Origin of the sequence: Filimonas lacunae, from assembly GCF_002355595.1 — a bacterium.
GTDB lineage: Bacteria > Bacteroidota > Bacteroidia > Chitinophagales > Chitinophagaceae > Filimonas > Filimonas lacunae.
In genome coordinates this window covers 6,759,985-6,779,075 of record NZ_AP017422.1, presented here as the reverse complement: position 1 = coordinate 6,779,075, position 19,091 = coordinate 6,759,985, and the positions used below count along the sequence as shown (strand labels likewise).

The window sequence follows — 19,091 nt, the reverse complement described above, 5'->3', positions numbered from 1 at the left end:
CTGCAACTGCAGGCCGTTTTTATTTTAATATCTTCTTTTCAGCGGCTTTAGTAAGTCTTCCAGCCCGTTGGTTTTTATCTCAAACAGGGTAGCCAGTTGCATGCCTAGCTTTCCTTTGGGAAAGCCGCCGTTGCGTTTCATCCATTCCAGGTATGAGACAGGAATATTGCAAAGCACGGTGTCTTTATACTTGCCAAATGGCATTTTAGCTTCTACCAGGTCCTGTAATATTTGTGGGTTAAGGCCTGGCAACTCTTCTTCCTGCATCATAAATTTCTCTTTTTACCTGTGCTAAGCTGCCAAAATTAGCAGTATTTCTTTATTTGCCAGAAGGATGCCTGGTATATACCTCGCCTGCAGCTAATAAAATGATAGGAAAAGAAATCTTTTGATGATTAAAAAAGGCAAATGGGAAAGGTAAATAGCTTAGTCAGGAAGGTATTAACAGTGTAAACATAAGTTCCTATAAAAAAAATAGGCCTGAGCCTTAGACAAGGCAGGCCGTTGCTAACCTATGAAAAACACCATCTTAAATACGATATATAGAATGATCTATGTTATTTCTAATGTTGATGATGTAAAGTTAACACGACTTTACATTCAACACAATTAAAATGGGCTTTAAAATCAAAAAAAGTGAGAAAAAAAAGTCCCAGGTGTGTAAATCTTTGAATTTTAACAATTATACGTATAATTTTATTTATTACTAAGTTATTGGCTTACAATCAAAAACCTACACGTAAGGCTTCCTATTCATAATTTAAAAGTGCAACATTAAATAAAAGTGCGTGTGCCGGAAGAAGCATAAGCCTGCCGGAATTCTTTAGGTGTACAATCTTTCTTCTTTTTAAATATCCGGTTAAAGTTGCTGATGTTGTTAAAGCCACATTTGTAAGCCACTTCATTCACGCTTTGTGTGGTATCAATCAACATACGCGATGCATGGCCCAGCCTTACCTCGTTTAAGGTATCTACAAAGGTTTTGCCGGTGCGGGCTTTAAAAAAACGGCTAAAGGCCACTTCCGTCATAGCCGAAATTTTGGCAGCTTCACCCAGGGTAACGTTTTTGTCAAAATTGTTATTGAGGTAGTGCATTACCTTCTCTACCCGCCGGCTATTGTAGGTATAGCTTTCCATATTGCGAAAAGTAACATCACTGAGGGTGCGTATATTCCGGGAAGCAGATAAGTCGTGCAGAATAGACATCAGCTCCAGCACAGAATCAAACCCATGTTTTTGTGGAAGTTCTTTCAGGCGTGGCATAATGGCCTGGATGGTATCGCGCGAAAACAACACCCCTTTTACCGAACGTTCCAGCATGGTGCGTATAAAGCTCATCTGGTTGCGGTGCAAAAACTTTTCATCAAACAAATCGCGGTGAAACTGAATGGTAATTTCCTTAATGCAGGGCGAGGTGCATTTATGTGTAAACCAACCGTGTTGCAGGTTAGGGCCCACCAGCACCAGCTCCAGGTCGCTAATCTCTTCCATATGATCGCCAATAACACGTTTGGCGTCTTTCGCATTTTCAATAAAATTGAGTTCAAACTCCTCATGATAGTGGAGCGGGAAGTCAAATTCCGTTTTCTCACGCGAAAAAACCGTGAAACAATCGTTAGGCGTAAGTGGGGTAATTTCTCTTAACAGCTTGTTTTTCATGCCTGCTTATTATAAAATGGCTTGCAATAGTGTTATAAAGTTATAACAAGCGGTAAATAAAGTATCAATATTTTTTACAAAGTGAATGGTGGTGGTGGTGGTTTTCTGCGCTTAAAAAGGGTGTTTTAGAGCAAACTGTGATAAGAGGGAACTAAAAAATATAAAAAACGGATAAAAAAGTATTATCAATGAGATGGTAATGTGTCTACTTTTGGTGAAACGAAATTGCCAATATGAGAAAAGAAATCAGGTGCAAACTGCTTACGCTTTTTTTGTGCGTAACCTGTGTCGTTCAAGCCTCCTATGCACAGGAAAAAATCATTACCGGAACTGTTAAGGATGAAAAAGGCACGCCGTTACCTACGGCTACCATCAACGTACCCGGCCGCAAATCAGTGATTTCGGATGAGAATGGTATTTTCCGCATTGCGGTTCCCGATACATCCAAAGTACTGATAGTTACTTATGTAGGGTTAAAACCTGTAGAGGTGCAGATAAAGGGGCAGTCTGTGTTGTCCATTGTGCTCACCGGGGCCGAAGTAAAACTGGAAGATGTGGTAGTAATCGGGTATGGTACGGCTAAACGAACCAACGTTACTTCTTCTATCTCTTCTGTATCAGAAAAAGATATTAAAAACCTGCCGGTAGCGGGTGTTGATCAGGCCATACAGGGTAAAGTGGCAGGTGTAACGGTGTCATCCAACTCCGGGCAGCCGGGTGGTGGTGTATCGGTGCGCGTGCGTGGTATTACCAGTGTAAATGGTAACGATCCGTTGTATGTAATTGATGGGGTGAATTTTATTGGAGGAACCAGTAGCAGCACGGCCCAGGATGTGTTGGGCGGAAGTGCCGGCCAAACGGGACAAAGTGTGCTGGCTACTTTAAACCCTGCCGATATTGAGAAGATAGACATTTTGAAAGATGCTTCGGCACAGGCTATTTATGGCTCGCTGGGCGCGAATGGGGTAGTGCAGATTACTACCAAGAAAGGAAAGGCAGGTGAAAGTAAAGTGGCTTTTAATAGTTACTATGGTACAGCCGATTTGCCTAAAAAATTGCCCGTGATGAATTTGCGTCAGTACGCCATGTATCAAAACTCCCTGGTGCCTGAATTAAGGGCTGCCGGTGAAACGCTGGCCGATACTGCCGCTGAGTTTAAAAATGTGAATGTATTGGGTAATGGTACTGACTGGCAGGATGCTATTTTTCAAAGAGGTATTACACAAAACCACCAGCTGGCCATTTCAGGTGGTCAGAATAAAACCACGTACTATTTCTCCGGCAACTATTTTGAGCAAACGGGCATCTTAATAGGTACTGATTTTAAAAGATATGCGTTGCGCATGAGTGTAGACCAGCAGGTGAAAAGCTGGTTAAAAGCGGGTATCAGCGCTAACCTTTCGCGCAGTAACCAGCGGGTAGGCTTATCAGATGCTTTTGATGCAGTTACCAGCGTGGTATTATACAATAGCCCTGCATCGGTTATTTTATCTCCCGATGGGCAATGGGCGGGCCAGGTAAGGGTTGCCGGCAATCCTATCGGTACTGATAACAACCCGGTAGCTATGGCGCTGCTGCGTAATGTAAGGCAGATAGAAACCAAAGCTTTTGGTGCGCTGTATGCAGATATGAATATTATGAAGGGGCTTACTTTCCGTACGGAGGTGGACTATAATTTCTCCTTAGCGGAAGGCAAAGCATTTCAGCCTTTGCTATATAATATACAAAAGCAAAACGATGGAAGTTATGACAGCACCCGGATTATTGGACCTTCCAAATTAAGTGAGAACAGGAATAACAGTCTTTACTGGACCCTGAAAACTTACTTCAATTATAACAATGGATTTGGCAAGCATTGGATCTCTGCTACATTAGGGCACGAAGCACAAAGCTCGCACTACAATTATATAGGTGCTTACCGTCAAAACCTGCAGCAGAATCTGCCCTCCCTGGCAGTGGGTGCCCAGGGTAACAACTCCGGTGAAAGCATTAGTGCCGGTGAAGGCGACTGGCGCATGGAAAGTTATTTTGCCAGGGCAAGTTATACGTATGATAACAGGTACTCTGTCAGTGCTACTATCAGGCGCGATGGTTCTTCGGCATTTGGTCCGGAAAACCGTATTGGTTATTTCCCATCTGTATCTGCTGCGTGGACGGTAACCAATGAATCTTTTGCCAATGATATTAAAGGATTGAATTCTTTAAAAATACGTGCCGGGTATGGTGTGGTAGGTAATCAAAACGTAGCTGCCAATCAGTACCAAACCAATATTGATCTAAGCCGTACCAGTCCTTTTGGTGCAGCAGGCTTCCCGCGTAACATAGGCAACCCTAAGCTGGGCTGGGAATCTGTAAAAACCTATAACGCAGGTGTGGATGCCTCCCTGTTTAATAAAAAGCTGGATGTAACAGTAGATGTATATAAAAAGATCACTACTAAAATGTTACTGGCTACGCAACTGGCCGATTTCTCCGGCCTGGGCGAGCAAACTAATTCTGATAACTGGGATGATATATGGACGCCATTGGCCAACAGCGGCAAAATGACCAACACAGGTATTGATGTGGCCTTCACCACTTATAACATCACCAATAAAGATTTTAACTGGAAAACCACCTTAACCTTCAGCCATTATAAAAACATCCTGAACGAACTCAATACAAAAGATGCGAAGCTGAGTGGTCTGTTGCGTGTGGATTATTCCGGTAAAGACCCTGTTATTACCGTGAGCCAGCAAAACCGCCCGGTAGGGGAGTTTTATGGTTATGTAACAGATGGCCTGTTTAAGTCGGATGCTGAGTTGAACAATGGCATGAACTGGGGTCTGGCGATTGGACCACAGCAGTTATGGCTGGGCGATCAGCGTTATAAAGATCTGGATGGCGATAAGGCTATTACCGATAAAGATGTACAACCTATTGGCAACCCTAACCCTAAGTTTACCGGTGGGCTTAACAACACATTCCAGTACAAGCAATTCGATTTGTCTGTTTTCCTGTATGGCAGCTACGGTGCAAAAATCTATAATGCCACCCGCATGGTTACCGAAAGGTTGAGTAATGAGTGGAATAACCAGTTAACTACTGTGTTTGACAGGTATACGCCTGCCAACACCAGCAGCAACATGCCACGCTTCAACAAATGGAACAACTACAATGTAAGGGTATCTGACAGGTATATAGAAAATGGCAGCTACTTACGTATTCAAACTGTTGCGTTTGGTTATAACCTGCCAGCCGATCTGCTGAAAAAAGCAAAAATTTCTTCTGCAAGGCTGTATGTAAGTGCACAAAACCTGTACACGTTTACCGGTTACTCTGGTTACAATCCCGATATGGGTTCGTTTAACGGCAATGTGCTGTTAACCAACATTGATCAGGGCCGCTATCCTGTTCCGCGTACAGTAACCATAGGAGCCAACATTGAGTTTTAACGATTAAATGCCAAAACAATGAAGAAGTTAACATATATATACAGTTGCCTGGTGTTGGTGGTGATAGCCGGTGCTTCCTGCAAAAAAAGTTTTTTAGACACCACCACTACTACCAGTGTAACGGTAGATAACTATTATAATAATGCATCAGAAGTAAACGGCGCCACCGGTGTTTTGTATAATGCGGTATGGGGGCGTTGGTTTGATAAAGCGTTTATATCGGTAGGGGATATTATGGCCGGCACGGCACTTACCCGTGGCGATGATAACTATAAAACGTTTTACAACTTTAATATATTAAGTACCGATGGCCCGGTAGGCGCCACCTGGAGAAGTTGCTACAAGGCAGCTGGTAGTGCCGCCGTGTTAATCAATGTGTTTGAGCAAAAAATAGCGAAGGTGGGCAGTCAGCCCTACCTGGTGCAAGGCATTGCAGAAGCACGTTTTATCAGGGGCTTTGCTTATTTCTATATCGCACGTGCTTTTGGTGATGCACCTATTGTAAGTGATCCCGTAGCGTTAACCGAGCCTGGTAAATACCTGGTGCCCCGTTACTTTCAAAAGGATGTATTGAGGTTTGCCCTGGAAGATTTAAAGTATGCCGAAGCTAATTTGCCGGAAGTGGCGGATAAAGGTCGCGTAACAAGTATTTCTGCTAAAGGCATGATGGCTAAGGTGTATTTGTATAGTAAAGACTATACCAATGCCAAGGCAAAAGCCAAAGAGGTGATTGACTATTCCACGGCGCATTCCGATAAAGTAGGGCTGTATGACGATTACGGTAAAATGTTCACCTCTGCATCTGCCAACAACAATAAAGAATCTTTATTCTCTTTACAGTGGCTGGCTTCTATGGGTTATAACGGTGGCAACCTGTACCAGGAGTATGTAGCGCCACAGGCGTTGTTAAAGCCAGGCCCCACCAATGCGGATGGTTATTCTGCAGTAAGGCCTTCCCTCGATTTATTAAACCCTGCTACCGGCTATGCCACCAACGATAAACGTCGTGGCTGGAGCGTTATGCAACAAGGCTTTCACCGGGACGACTGGAAGAACGAGAAATTCCCTAACGGCTTTACCTACGATACCACCGGTAAAGTGGATGATCTTACCCATGTGTTTAACGATACCCGTTCTAATATTCTGAAATATGTAATTGGTCCCGCAGGTGGCTCTGAGCCGGTAACCGGCCTGTTCACCAGCATGGGCACTTATATCCTGCGTTATGCCGATGTGCTGTTGATTTATGCAGAAGCTTCTTTGCAAAGCGGAAGCATAGATGTAATGGCACTGAACGCTTTTAATGCAGTACATACACGTGCAGGCATGGCGGCAGTTAGCACCTTTACCAACGACGATATTTTACACGAACGCAAGGTAGAGTTTGCGTTTGAGGGTGATTATTATTTTGATATTCAGCGCCAGGGCTTTGATAAAGCCAAGCAGATCATTGCTGCGCAGGAAAGAGGTAACCTCAATTACGATGGATCGGTGAATTCATTGAAAGTGGTGCTTTCTTCTGCTTCGCAATTGTTTTTGCCGGTGCCCCAGGCCGAAACCATCGAAAACCCGGCCTTGCTGGGTGAGGTTGTATCTTATTATTAATCCTTTCAAACTTATTATATGAAATCGCTTATCACTATACGTAACATCGCCGGCGGGGCATTAATGGCCTGCCTGGTGCTGGGTTCCTGTAAAAAAGACAAGGATTACAGGTTAACCAGTGCGTCTGCAAATCCTGCTCCCGGCACTATCGATCCCGGTGAAGCGCCTGCCAATGCCATGATCACCTTAACCGGTAGTGGCCTGGGCGATATCCGTACTATTGTGTTCGACAGCGGACAGGTAAATGCAGAGTTAAACCCTGCATTCAATACAGATAATGCTGTTCTTTTCCGCGTACCGCTCGATGCTTACCCGGCATCGCAAAACATTGTGTTCACCAACGGCCTGGGCAAACAGTTTAGTGTGCCCTTTAAAGTGCTGGGTTTTGCGGTAATATCTGATGTAAGCAATTACAACTTTGTGGCCGGAGATGTCATTACTCTAACCGGTAAAAACCTGGCAGATGTAACGGAGGTAACATTGGTAGAAGATGCCACTGCAACAGTTACCATTGTATCTAAAACAGCTACCACGTTAACTATTAAAATGCCCGCTACTACTAAAACCCGTTCTGCTTTATATATCACTAACGGTGCGGGTACTATTACTACTACGCAGGAGTTTGTGAATATGGCATATGTCTTTGTCATTTTTGCAGAAGGGTATGGTGATGATGTTCAAAACGGTAGCTGGGGGCCGGCTGGTATTTCTACTACTGTTGCCAAATCGGGTACCATGAGTTTTCAGGCAGGTTATAACAAAGGCAACTGGAGTGCAGATGGTTTTGCCAGCTGGACAAAGGGCATTGCCTACAATGCAGATTATAAATATTTATCTTTTTGGGTAAAAGGCGGGTCAGAAGATCTTACCTTTTATATCACCGGCGATAAGCGTGCAGGTGGTTATGGTAACGCTGATGTATCGGCCCCCATACTGGTACCTGCCAAGGTGTGGACATATTTTAAAATATCTCTCACCTCGCTGGATCTCTGGAATAAAGGCACACCGTTTAACCAGCTGGGCTGGTGGGTAAAGGGGCCGGATAGCCAGGATGAAACCCTGTACTTTGACGATGTTATTTTGGTAAAATAAAGCACCTGAGCAGTATACCCCATGAGAAAATTGATTGTAATAATGTTAGCTGTTTGTTTATCAAAAGGCGTGGCGGCTGCGCCACTGCCTTTTGTAAAGCAGCAGGGCGGTAAGTTTACACTCCATGGTAAGCCTTATTATTATATAGGTGCTAACTATTGGTACGGTGGTTACCTGGGTTTGCTGAAAGATAAAAAGCATGGTATCGAACGCTTGCGTAAAGAACTGGACTTTTTACAGCAAAAAGGGGTAACCAATCTTCGTTTGCTGGCTGGTGCCGAAGGGGAGGGCCAGGTAAATGGTGTACAACGTGTATCGCCGCCACTGCAACCACAACAAGGGGTTTTTAGCGAAGAAGCCATGCGGGGGCTGGACATAGTGCTGGCCGAAATGGGCAAAAGAAATATGAAGGCGGTGCTTTTTCTCAGTAACAACTGGGAGTGGAGCGGCGGCTTTTTGCAATACCTGCAATGGAACCGTATTATTGACGATGCCACTTTTAGAAAGAAGATGAGCTGGGATGAACTGCGTGACGAAACAGCCCGTTTTTATTCCTGCGATGCCTGCAAAGCGGCTTACCTGAAGCAGGTAGGTTACGTACTTGCCCGTGTAAACTCCGTTACTAAACGTGCTTATACCAACGATGCGGCTATTATGGCCTGGGAGCTGGCCAACGAGCCGCGCCCTATGCGCCCGGCGGCGGCCAGCGCTTACCAGCAATGGATCAGCGCTACAGCAGCTTTTATCCGGTCAAAAGATCAAAACCATCTTATCACATTAGGGCATGAAGGAGAAATGGGTACAGAAGATATGAACCTGTACAAAGCTATTCATACGGATAAGAATGTGGATTATCTCACCATCCATATCTGGCCTAAAAACTGGGGCTGGTTGCACGAAGCCACGTTAGAAGCAGATATGCCCGCGGTAGAAACCAGGGCAATTGCTTATATACAGAAGCACCTGGAAGTTGCCCGTCAGTTACAAAAGCCGTTGGTGGTAGAAGAGTTTGGTATTCCACGCAATGGTCATTCCTTTAGCCTGCAGGCTTCTACTTCTTTACGCGATCATTACTTCTACAATATATTCTCACTCTGGCAACAGCAGGCACAAACACAAGGCTATTTAGCAGGTGTTAATTTCTGGGCATTCAGCGGAACAGCCCGTCCCATACCGGGGCAGGTGTACTGGAAAAACGGAGATGACTTTTCCGGCGATCCACCCATGGAAGAGCAGGGGCTGAACGGTGTGTTTGATGGCGATAGCAGCACCTGGAAAGTGATCACTGCCTTTACGCTGGGTAAGGGAACAAAGCAATTGCCGGTAGATGTGCAGGCTACTTCTAAAACCGTGAACTTATACAACAACCTGCACCGTCTGCTGGCTAAAGGCACCATGATCGGCCACCAGGACGATCTGGCCTATGGCGTAGGCTGGAAATATGTAGCGGGTAAAAGCGATGTAAAAGAACTCACCGGCGATTACCCTGCGTTGTATGGCTGGGAGCTGGGTAATATAGAACACGATCTGCCTGCTAATATCGACGGCGTGCCTTTTGATAAAATGCGTGCATATATACAGCAGGGGTACCAGCGTGGCGGTGTTATTACCATCAGCTGGCATGCCGATAACCCGGTGAACGGCGCATCGGCTTGGGATACCACAGCAGGCTCGGTGGCACAGATCTTACCCGGTGGCGCTAAGCATGCATTGTTCAATACCTGGTTAGATAAAGTGGCGGCTTTTCTGGGTTCTTTAAAAGGCGCTAATGGCGAGCCTGTTCCTGTGTTGTTTCGTCCTTTTCACGAGCTGGAAGGCAACTGGTTCTGGTGGGGTAAGCCTTATTGCACCGCGGATGAGTTAAAAGCCATCTGGCGTTATACCGTACAATATATGCGGGATGTAAAAGGCCTGCACAACTTATTGTATGTATTTAACAGCAACGACTTTACCAGCGAAGCGGGCTTTTTAGAAAGATATCCCGGCGACGCCTATGCCGATGTGTTAAGCTTTGACAGCTACCAGTATGCCGATCCGCGTACAGATAGCAGCTTTTTTAAACAACAACAATTGCGTTTTGGCATTATAGATAAACTGTCTAAAGAAAGAGGTAAAATACCCGCTTTTGCCGAAACAGGTTATGAAGCTATTCCTTACGACAAATGGTTTACCGAAACGGTGTGGAAGGCCAGGGAAGGCTATGCACTGAGCTATATTATGTTCTGGCGCAATCATGGCCAGCAACCCAACGGCAAATGGCATTATTATGTACCCCGTAAGCAGGATGCTTCGGCCGCAGATTTTATTAAAATGTATGGCTATAGCAATTCCCTGTTTGAGAAGGATGTGGCCAAAGAAAAGTTATACCAGTAAATAAACCCGGCTTCAACAGAAATACAACAGAACATGAAATTGCACTTATTGGACATAGCTATCATACTGGGTTATTTAATAACCATGATAGTGATTGGCTGGGCATTGAGAAAAAGAGCAAGGGAAAGTAACGAAAGTTACCTGCTGGGCGGTAAGTCGTTGCCCTGGTATATGCTGGGGTTGAGCGATGCCAGTGATATGTTTGATATCAGCGGCACCATGTGGATGGTGGCTTTGTGCTTTGTATATGGTATGAAAAGTATCTGGATTCCCTGGCTGTGGCCGGTGTTTAACCAGGTGTTTATGATGATGTTTTTAAGCAAATGGCTGCGTCGCTCTAATGCCAACACCGGTGCCGAATGGCTGGCCACCCGCTTTGGCCGGGTGGGTAAAGGCATTAAAAGCTCGCATGCGATTGTAGTGGCTTTTGCCTTGTTAAGCTGCTTCGGCTTCCTGGCCTATGGCTTTGTGGGCCTGGGTAAGTTTATTGAAATATTTGTTCCGTGGAGTGAGGTACAGCCTTATGTGCCTTTTACCATCCCGCCCGAATACGTACCGCATTTCTATGGCATTGTGTTTACCTTATTTGCCATGTTCTATTCCATATTAGGGGGCATGCACAGCATTGTGTTAGGCGATGTAATCAAGTATGTGATTATGACAGTGGCTTGTATTTCCATAGCCATTATTGCCATGCTGCACCTGCACAAGGCTAATGCACCGCTGGCGGTGCCAGAGGGCTGGAACAGTCCTTTCTTTAACTGGCACCTGAATCTCGACTGGAGTAAGATTGTGCCCGATGCCAGTAAGAAAATTGAAGAAGATGGTTTTGGCGTGTTTGGTTTCTTTTTTATGATGATGTTGTTTAAAGGTGTTTTCGCCAGCCTGGCAGGGCCTGCACCTAACTACGATATGCAAAAGGTGTTAAGCACCCGGTCGCCCAGGGAAGCCAGTAAAATGACGGGCTTTGTGTCTATCATCCTGCTGCCTATCCGCTACGCTATGGTAATAGGCTTAACCGTGCTGGCTTTGTTATACTATAACCAGCTGGATGTAAAAACAGCCACCGGCACCGACTTTGAACGCATATTACCGGCTGCTATCAACAGCTTTTTACCGGTAGGTATTATGGGGTTGGTGTTAACCGGTTTGCTGGGTGCTTTTATGGGCACCTTCTCCGGCACTTTAAATGCAGCGCAGGCCTACATTGTCAATGATATTTATCTCAAGTATGTAAACCCGAATGCATCCACTAAAAAAGTGATCAGGCTCAACTACCTGGTAGGTATTGTGGTAGTGGCTATTGGTGTGGTGCTGGGCTTTTTTGCCAAAGATGTAAACAGTGTGTTACAGTGGATAGTAGGCGCTTTATATGGCGGCTACATTGCGGCCAACGTATTAAAATGGTACTGGTGGCGCTTTAACGCCAGTGGCTTTTTCTGGGGCATGATGTGTGGCATTGCCGCCGCGCTGGTGTTTCCTTTTGTGTTTACCGGGTTGGCTTTGTATTACTGGCCACTGCTGTTTGTAATATCACTGGCCGGCGCAATCGTAGGCACTTATATGGCTCCCCCTGCAGAAGAAGCTACTTTAAAATCATTCTATAAAACTGTAAAACCCTGGGGTTTCTGGAAACCCGTGCATGCGCTGGTAGTAGCCGAAAACCCCGGCTTCCAGCCTAACAGGCGCTTTAAACTGGACATGTTTAATGTAGTGCTGGGTATTATAGCACAATGTTGTTTAACCATACTGCCAATGTATGTGGTGTTGTGGTTGCAACTGCCGTTGCTGATAACCGTAGTTATTCTTGTAATCATCATTCTTATTTTAAAACGAACCTGGTGGAATAAACTGGAAGATTAACCACTACATACATTAATATAACAAAGCAGATAGTATATGAATTTTGAAAAAAGATTAGCGGCGCTTCAGCAGGCTTATACCGAGCTGGTAAACAAACCCAACAGTCGGGAAGCGATAGGTAATGGCATATACGACAGATATGAACATCCCGTGTTAACAGCGCAGCATGCGCCTGTTTTCTGGAAATATGATTTAAATCCCCAAACCAACCCTTACCTGTTAGAAAGGTTTGGTATTAATGGCGCTTTTAACGCAGGAGCCATTAAGCTGAATAACAAATACCTGATGGTGGCCAGGGTAGAAGGCGTGGATCGTAAATCGTTTTTTGCAGTAGCAGAAAGCGATAATGGTATAGATGGTTTCCGTTTCTGGGATCGCCCGATTGTGATGCCCGAAACCTCCGATCCCGATACCAATGTGTATGATATGCGTGTGGTGCAGCACGAAGATGGCTGGATATATGGAGTGTTCTGTACCGAGCGTCGCGATAAAACTGCGCCGGCTACTGATTTATCTGCCGCTACTGCACAGTGCGGTATTGCCCGCACCAGGGATTTGAAAACCTGGGAGCGCCTGCCCGATTTAAAAACACCTTCGCCACAACAACGCAACGTGGTGTTGCATCCGGAATTTGTAAATGGTAAGTATGCCTTTTATACCCGTCCGCAGGATGGATTTATCAACACCGGCAGCGGTGGTGGCATAGGCTTTGGCCTGGCCGATGATATTACCAACGCGGTAGTAAAGGAAGAAATAGTGATAGATGGCAGGGCTTATCACACAGTGTATGAAGCCAAAAACGGCTTAGGGCCTGCACCTATTAAAACCGATAAAGGTTGGTTGCACCTGGCACATGGCGTGCGCAACTGCGCTGCAGGGTTACGTTATGTATTGTACCTGTTTATGACCAGCCTGGACGATATCACCAAAGTTACTCATAAGCCTGCAGGCCATTTTATGGCACCGGAAGGGATAGAAAGAGTGGGGGATGTTTCCAACGTATTGTTCAGCAATGGCTGGATAGCCGATGAAGATGGCAAAGTATTTATCTACTACGCTTCTTCCGATACCCGCATGCACGTAGCTACTTCCACCATTGATAAACTGGTAGATTATGTGATCCATACCAAGGAAGATGGTTTACGTTCGGCCACATCCGTGCAAACGTTGAATAACTTAATACATCAGAACGCTCCCTACATCCACCAGTTAAAAGAAGCCAGCGCAGTATGAGGCAATTGTTAACAGCCTACCGGCAACAAATGCAGCATGAGCTGACGAATATACTTTCTTATTGGATCAACCATACACAGGACATTGTGTATGGTGGGTTCTACGGAAAAATTGATAATGCCAATTATCAGCATATACACGCCCCTAAAGGGGTAGTATTAAATGCCCGTATCCTCTGGACCTTTTCCGAAGCGTATCATACCACTGGTTACGAGTCGTACCTGGAAATGGCCGACCGTGCTTATCAATACCTGTTGCATCATTTTTTTGATAAAGAATATGGTGGTGTATACTGGAGTGTTGATTATAAGGGCGCGCCGCTGGATACTAAAAAGCAGGTATATGCCCAGGCCTTTGTGGTGTATGGAATAAGCGCCTATTACCAATGCCGGCCCGATAAAGCCGTGCAGGAACAAGCCATTGCTTTGTATAAAGCTATTGTACAATTTAGTTACGATACGGTATATGGAGGATATATTGAAGCGCTTACCCGTGAATGGAATCCGATAGCTGATTTACGCCTGAGCGAAAAAGATGCAAACGAGCGTAAATCCATGAATACCAATCTGCATGTGCTGGAAGCGTTCACCACGCTGTACCGAATTTGGCAGAATGATGTATTAAAGCAGCGTATTGCCGAATTAATCCGTATTTTTTTGCAGTATATTACTGCGGAAGACTACCATTTATTGTTGTTTTTTAACGACGAATGGCAACCCAAATCAGAAATTGTTTCCTATGGTCATGATATAGAAGCGGCCTGGTTAATACTGGAAGCGGCGGAAGTCATTGGCGATAACGCGTTGCTGGAAGAAGTGAAAGCCTGGTCGGTAAGCATTACCGATGCTGCTGCGGAAGGACTGGATGAAGATGGTGGATTGTGGTATGAATATGATAAAGCTACTAACCACTGGATGCACGAAAAACACTGGTGGCCGCAGGCCGAAGCCATGGTAGGCTTTTTCAATGCCTGGCAGCTTACCGGCAATGCTAAATACCTGGAGCAATCTGTACAAACCTGGGAGTTTACCCGTAATCATATCTTAGATAAAGAAGGGGGCGAGTGGTTTTGGGGGGTGAAAGAAGATTACAGTATCATGAATGGGGAAGATAAAGCAGGTTTCTGGAAATGTCCTTATCACAATGGCCGGGCCTGTATAGAGCTGATCCGGCGTATCAACGAAAGCTTATCGCATAATAGTACATTGGAGAACTAACTATAAAAACGGCTATATGAAAAAAACAGCATTATTTATCCTGGCTACTGCTATGGCAGGGCTGGGTATGGCACAAACCAAAGAGCCGCTTCCGGCCTATAAAAATAAAAACCTTCCTGTAGCTACCCGTGTAGCAGATTTGCTCAAACGCATGACCGTTACCGAAAAAGCAGGTCAGCTGAACCAGTTGAATGGCGGCGCATTTACAGGCCCTGCTTTAAACGATGCTGGTCAGCAGGCCAAAATGCAGATGGTGCGTGAAGGCAAAGTGGGGTCTATGTTAAACGTAATAGGTTCTGCCGAAACCAAAGCTGTGCAAACCATTGCTGTAGAACAAAGCAGGCTGGGTATTCCCCTGTTGTTTGGTTATGATGTGATACATGGCTATAAAACAATTTTCCCGATACCATTGGCCGAAGCCTGTAGCTGGAACCTGAACCAGATAACCGCCAACGCAGGCGTGGCCGCTAAAGAAGCTTCTTCCGCAGGTATTACCTGGACGTTTGCACCTATGTGCGATATCAGCAACGATCCACGCTGGGGCCGTGTAATGGAAGGCATAGGGGAAGATCCCTGGTATGGGAGCTTAGTATCTGCCGCCCGGGTAAAAGGGTTACAGGCAGGTTTGGATAACGAGCATATATTGGCCTGTGTTAAGCACTTTGCCGGTTATGGCGTGGTAGAATCGGGCCGTGAGTATAACTACACCGATGTAAGCCGTGTGGCTTTATGGAACAAATACCTTCCACCTTATAAAGCCGCAGTAGATGCGGGGGCCGCCAGTGTAATGAACGGCTTTAATATTTTTGAAAACGTGCCGGTAAGCGCCAGCAAATACCTGGTAACCGATGTGCTGAAAAAACAATGGGGTTTTAAAGGTTTCCTGGTAAGTGACTGGGCATCGTTTGGCGAAATGATCACCTGGGGATATGCTGAGAATGAAGAAGACGCTGCCTTAAAAGCATTTAAAGCAGGTAGCATGATTGACATGGAATCGAAAGTCACCTTTGCCCATATCCCCGAACTGGTAAAGCAAGGCAAGATTACCGAAAGGGAACTGGACGAAACCGTTGCCCGCATTTTAAGTATCAAGTTTACCCTGGGCCTGTTCGATACGCCGTATAAATACAATATAGATGGCCGTGAACAATCTACTTTATTCACCACAGCACACAGACAGGAAGCGCTACGTGCAGCCGAAGGCAGCATTGTATTGCTTAAGAACAATAACCAGGCGCTGCCGCTGCAAACCAGCAGCAAAATAGCCCTGGTAGGTTTATACGCCAGCAGCAAAGAGGATATGTTTGACTTCTGGATTGCACAAGGTGATTACAAACAGGCAGTATCCTTACGCGAAGGTTTGGAAAAAGCATGGGGTGCGGATAAAGTAAGCTATGCCGCAGGCTACCAGGCCGATGGTAGTGCCAATGAAGCACTGGTGAATGAAGCAGTAACCAATGCACAGGCTGCTGATGTAGTAGTGGTAAACATTGGCCTGAGTGGTAAAATGGCCGGTGAAGACCGTTCCCTGGCCGCGCCTGAAATCCCCGCCAATCAAATTGCTTTATTGAAAGCCTTAAAAGCCACCGGTAAAAAAGTAGTTGCAGTTGTATCCTCCGGCCGGCCACTGGTATTAACCGCCACAGAAGGTTTGGTAGATGCCATTGTGTATAGCTGGATATTAGGCACAGAAAGCGGTAATGCCATTGCACATGTGTTATCAGGTGCTTATAACCCCACCGCCAAAACGGTGATGAGCTTTCCTTATGCCATAGGCCAGATACCGGTATATTACAATCATTACAACACCGGCCGTCCTAAAGAAACAGACGGCATGGGCAACTGGTATAGCCGTTACCGCGATATCCCCCGCGAGCCATTATATCCTTTCGGATATGGTTTAAGCTACACCAGCTATACTTATTCCAACCTGCAGCTAAGCAAAACTACCAAGCAAAAAGGCGCTTCTATACAGGCTACTATTACCGTAGCCAACACCGGCAACTACGATGGCGAAGAAGTGGTGCAATTATACCTGCGCGATCATGCCGCTTCGCTTATCCGCCCGGTACAGGAGCTAAAAGGCTTCCAGAAAATAGCCTTGAAAAAAGGCGAAAGCAAACAGATAACGTTCACTATTACAGATGACCTGCTCCACTTTTACGATGCCACTGGCGCACCAGTGCTGGAAAAAGGCAAGTTCTCTGTAATGGTAGGTGGCAACTCCAAAGACGTGCAGGAAGCCACATTTGAATTACAATAACGCTATAGTACCAACAATAATGAAAAAACTGATTTCTTCACTGGCGGCCATCACGCTGGCAGTGACTGTTTTTGCACAGGGCAACAACTATGTACAAAATTATACCAAGTATCCTGGCCTGGCCGCTACCCCGCCTATGGGCTGGAACAGTTGGAACAAATTTGCCTGTAACGTAAGCGAAGCGCTGATTAAACAAATGGCCGATGCCATGGTTACCACAGGTATGCGCGACGCTGGCTACACTTACATCAATATCGACGACTGCTGGCATGGCGATAGGGATAGCCTGGGTTTTATTCATCCCGATACCAAACGTTTTCCTTCCGGCATGAAAGCCTTAGCCGATTACATCCATTCCAAAGGTCTGAAGCTGGGCATCTACTCCGATGCCGGTTCCCAAACCTGCGGTGGCCGGCCGGGTAGCCGTGGTTACGAGTTCCAGGATGCATTGACGTATGCTTCGTGGGGCGTAGATTATTTAAAATACGACTGGTGCAATACCGAAGGCTTAAAAGCAGAAGGCGCTTATAAAACCATCACTGCGGCCCTGCGCAAAGCAGGCCGCCCGATTGTTTTAAGCATCTGCGAATGGGGCAACGATACTCCGTGGGCCTGGGGCCAGAACGTAGGCCACCTGTGGCGCACCACCGGTGATATTTACAATTGCTTTGATTGCATAGAAGACCACGGCACCTGGAAATCGTTTGGCGTAATGGCCATTCTCGACAAACAGGAAGGCTTACGCAAGTACGCCGGCCCGGGCCATTGGAACGATCCCGATATGCTGGAAGTAGGCAATGGTATGCCCGCAAACGAAGACCGCGCACATTTCTCCATGTGGTGTATGCTGGCCGCCCCGCTGATTTCCGGCAACGATTTAAAAAACATGACCCCACAAACACTGGCTATCCTTACCAACAAACAGGCACTGGCTATCAACCAGGACACACTAGGCATACAAGGTTTTAAACACACCGCTAAAGACAGCGTGGATACCTGGTACAAACCATTGGCAGATGGTGCTTGGGCGGTTTGTTTTTTGAACAGAAGCAGCAAGCCGGTTGCGTTGAATCACAACTGGACCATTGTTACCGATACTTTATCACACAGGGACTTCAACCCCACCCAAGAGAAATATTCCGTACAAAACGTATGGGAAAACAAGAAGGCCACTACCACCAACACGCCATTACAGGCCGTAGTGCCAGCGCATGATGTGCTGATGCTGCGGTTGGTGAAAATGAAGTAGTGTTACTATAACTGTTTACAGCCCTTCGGCACTACAGCAACCCTGCTGATAGGTCCGGGGGCTTTTTATTTCCGGAAGGTGTATGCTACCAATTGGCACAGCAGTTGAATTACCTACCGGGTACAGCAACAACTTCTATGATACAAAAACTGGCCGAAAAAAACGGTTTGCCCTTTGAATGGATTAATATTAACGGGGCGGATGAGTCTGAAATTATGCGTGTGGCCAAAGAATACGGTCTGCATGAAGCTTCGATAAAGGATTCTCTGGAAAATGACCACCTGCCTAAATACGAGCGTTTGCAGGAATACACATTTGTAATATTACGGGTATACGATCCGCAAGACAGTAAAGTAGCCGATACGGTAAAAGAACTGACCAATAAAATAGCCATTTTTATGGCTGATTCCCATATTATTACCATTCACAAAAATCCGTGGAAAGAAATTGAAAACATCAGTAATGGTGTGGTAAAAGAAGGGGTTTGTAAAAAAACGGAACATGTGCTGATAGAACTGATAAAAGCAGGCCTGAAGTCGTTTAACCAGCCGGCCGGGGAGCTGACCGATGAAATTGAGTTTTACGAAAAACAGGTGTTTCTGAAAAACCGCAAAGCTCCTATTTTAAAAGGGCTGTATTACCTGAAACGGAAGGCGGATGTTTTTCGCCGCCTGATGACCATGAGTTTTGATATGGTAGATAAAATAGATCCACCCAACCATTCCAATGTATACACCCGCGATTTACGCGATCTGCATATTAAGCAGCAGGCTATTTTCGATTCCCTCACCGAAAACACCAACCACCTGCTGAACATTTATTTCAATATTTCCTCCCAAAAAACGAACGAAACTATCCGTATTCTCACCATTTTCTCGGTGTTTTTCATGCCGCTCACCTTTATTGTGGGTATTTATGGCATGAATTTCAAGCATATGCCCGAATTGGATTGGGCCTGGGGCTATCCTGGTTCGCTGGTGCTGATGGGGGTTATTACGCTGTGTATTTATATCTGGTTCCGGCGTAGAAAGTGGTTATAATTGCAGTGGAAAAGGCAAATACATTACCTTCATTCCCCTTTTTCCGTAGCTTGTAATACTTAT

12 protein-coding genes are annotated in these 19,091 nt (G+C 45.6%); 10 read left to right on the top strand and 2 right to left on the bottom strand.

What is annotated here, in order from left to right:
• Positions 1 to 24 precede the first annotated feature (24 nt).
• Both FLA_RS26705 and FLA_RS26700 read right to left on the bottom strand, forming a co-directional pair.
• Positions 25 to 270 (bottom strand): DUF3820 family protein, encoded by a 246-nt coding sequence (locus FLA_RS26705; RefSeq protein WP_231940336.1) that lies wholly within the window; start codon positions 268 to 270, stop codon positions 25 to 27.
• A gap of 504 nt (positions 271 to 774) precedes the next feature.
• Complete coding sequence (locus FLA_RS26700) at positions 775 to 1,659, bottom strand: AraC family transcriptional regulator (protein ID WP_076376093.1); 885 nt, start codon at positions 1,657 to 1,659, stop codon at positions 775 to 777.
• A gap of 233 nt (positions 1,660 to 1,892) precedes the next feature.
• On the opposite strand from FLA_RS26700, the gene FLA_RS26695 reads away from it, so the two are divergent.
• The 10 genes from FLA_RS26695 to FLA_RS26650 all read left to right on the top strand — a co-directional run bounded on the left by FLA_RS26695 (position 1,893) and on the right by FLA_RS26650 (position 19,028).
• A complete protein-coding gene (locus FLA_RS26695; RefSeq protein WP_076376092.1) occupies positions 1,893 to 5,093 on the top strand; it encodes a SusC/RagA family TonB-linked outer membrane protein in 3,201 nt (1,066 codons plus the stop codon).
• A gap of 18 nt (positions 5,094 to 5,111) precedes the next feature.
• A complete protein-coding gene (locus FLA_RS26690) occupies positions 5,112 to 6,698 on the top strand; it encodes a RagB/SusD family nutrient uptake outer membrane protein (RefSeq protein ID WP_076376090.1) in 1,587 nt (528 codons plus the stop codon).
• Between the two features lie 18 nt (positions 6,699 to 6,716).
• Positions 6,717 to 7,790: an IPT/TIG domain-containing protein gene (locus FLA_RS26685; protein WP_076376088.1), complete on the top strand. Its 1,074-nt coding sequence runs from the start codon at positions 6,717 to 6,719 to the stop codon at positions 7,788 to 7,790.
• Positions 7,791 to 7,811: 21 nt separating this feature from the next.
• A complete protein-coding gene (locus tag FLA_RS31760) occupies positions 7,812 to 10,163 on the top strand; it encodes a glycosyl hydrolase (protein ID WP_076376086.1) in 2,352 nt (783 codons plus the stop codon).
• 33 nt (positions 10,164 to 10,196) lie between these two features.
• Complete coding sequence (locus FLA_RS26675) at positions 10,197 to 12,026, top strand: sodium:solute symporter family protein (protein WP_076376084.1); 1,830 nt, start codon at positions 10,197 to 10,199, stop codon at positions 12,024 to 12,026.
• A 36-nt stretch (positions 12,027 to 12,062) separates the two neighbouring features.
• Positions 12,063 to 13,259: a glycoside hydrolase family 130 protein gene (locus FLA_RS26670; protein WP_076376082.1), complete on the top strand. Its 1,197-nt coding sequence runs from the start codon at positions 12,063 to 12,065 to the stop codon at positions 13,257 to 13,259.
• A complete protein-coding gene (locus tag FLA_RS26665) occupies positions 13,256 to 14,476 on the top strand; it encodes an AGE family epimerase/isomerase (RefSeq protein WP_076376080.1) in 1,221 nt (406 codons plus the stop codon). The genes FLA_RS26670 and FLA_RS26665 overlap by 4 nt, the downstream gene beginning before the upstream one ends.
• Positions 14,477 to 14,492: 16 nt before the next feature.
• Positions 14,493 to 16,739, top strand: coding sequence for a beta-glucosidase BglX (bglX, locus tag FLA_RS26660; RefSeq protein ID WP_076376078.1), 2,247 nt, complete (start codon positions 14,493 to 14,495; stop codon positions 16,737 to 16,739).
• A gap of 19 nt (positions 16,740 to 16,758) precedes the next feature.
• Positions 16,759 to 17,988 (top strand): glycoside hydrolase family 27 protein, encoded by a 1,230-nt coding sequence (locus FLA_RS26655; protein WP_076376076.1) that lies wholly within the window; start codon positions 16,759 to 16,761, stop codon positions 17,986 to 17,988.
• Positions 17,989 to 18,125: 137 nt separating this feature from the next.
• On the top strand, positions 18,126 to 19,028 hold the full coding sequence (locus tag FLA_RS26650) for a magnesium transporter CorA family protein (protein ID WP_076376074.1): 903 nt from the start codon (positions 18,126 to 18,128) through the stop codon (positions 19,026 to 19,028).
• Positions 19,029 to 19,091 lie beyond the last annotated feature (63 nt).

Coding starts and splice junctions, on each gene's coding strand:
- FLA_RS26690 (WP_076376090.1), top strand. CDS start 5,112: ATGAAGAAGTTAACATATATATACAGTTGCCTGGTGTTGGTGGTGATA.
- FLA_RS26665 (WP_076376080.1), top strand. CDS start 13,256: ATGAGGCAATTGTTAACAGCCTACCGGCAACAAATGCAGCATGAGCTG.
- FLA_RS26655 (WP_076376076.1), top strand. CDS start 16,759: ATGAAAAAACTGATTTCTTCACTGGCGGCCATCACGCTGGCAGTGACT.
- FLA_RS26700 (WP_076376093.1), bottom strand. CDS start 1,659: ATGAAAAACAAGCTGTTAAGAGAAATTACCCCACTTACGCCTAACGAT.
- FLA_RS26675 (WP_076376084.1), top strand. CDS start 10,197: ATGAAATTGCACTTATTGGACATAGCTATCATACTGGGTTATTTAATA.
- FLA_RS26685 (WP_076376088.1), top strand. CDS start 6,717: ATGAAATCGCTTATCACTATACGTAACATCGCCGGCGGGGCATTAATG.
- FLA_RS26670 (WP_076376082.1), top strand. CDS start 12,063: ATGAATTTTGAAAAAAGATTAGCGGCGCTTCAGCAGGCTTATACCGAG.
- FLA_RS26650 (WP_076376074.1), top strand. CDS start 18,126: ATGATACAAAAACTGGCCGAAAAAAACGGTTTGCCCTTTGAATGGATT.
- bglX (WP_076376078.1), top strand. CDS start 14,493: ATGAAAAAAACAGCATTATTTATCCTGGCTACTGCTATGGCAGGGCTG.
- FLA_RS31760 (WP_076376086.1), top strand. CDS start 7,812: ATGAGAAAATTGATTGTAATAATGTTAGCTGTTTGTTTATCAAAAGGC.
- FLA_RS26705 (WP_231940336.1), bottom strand. CDS start 270: ATGATGCAGGAAGAAGAGTTGCCAGGCCTTAACCCACAAATATTACAG.
- FLA_RS26695 (WP_076376092.1), top strand. CDS start 1,893: ATGAGAAAAGAAATCAGGTGCAAACTGCTTACGCTTTTTTTGTGCGTA.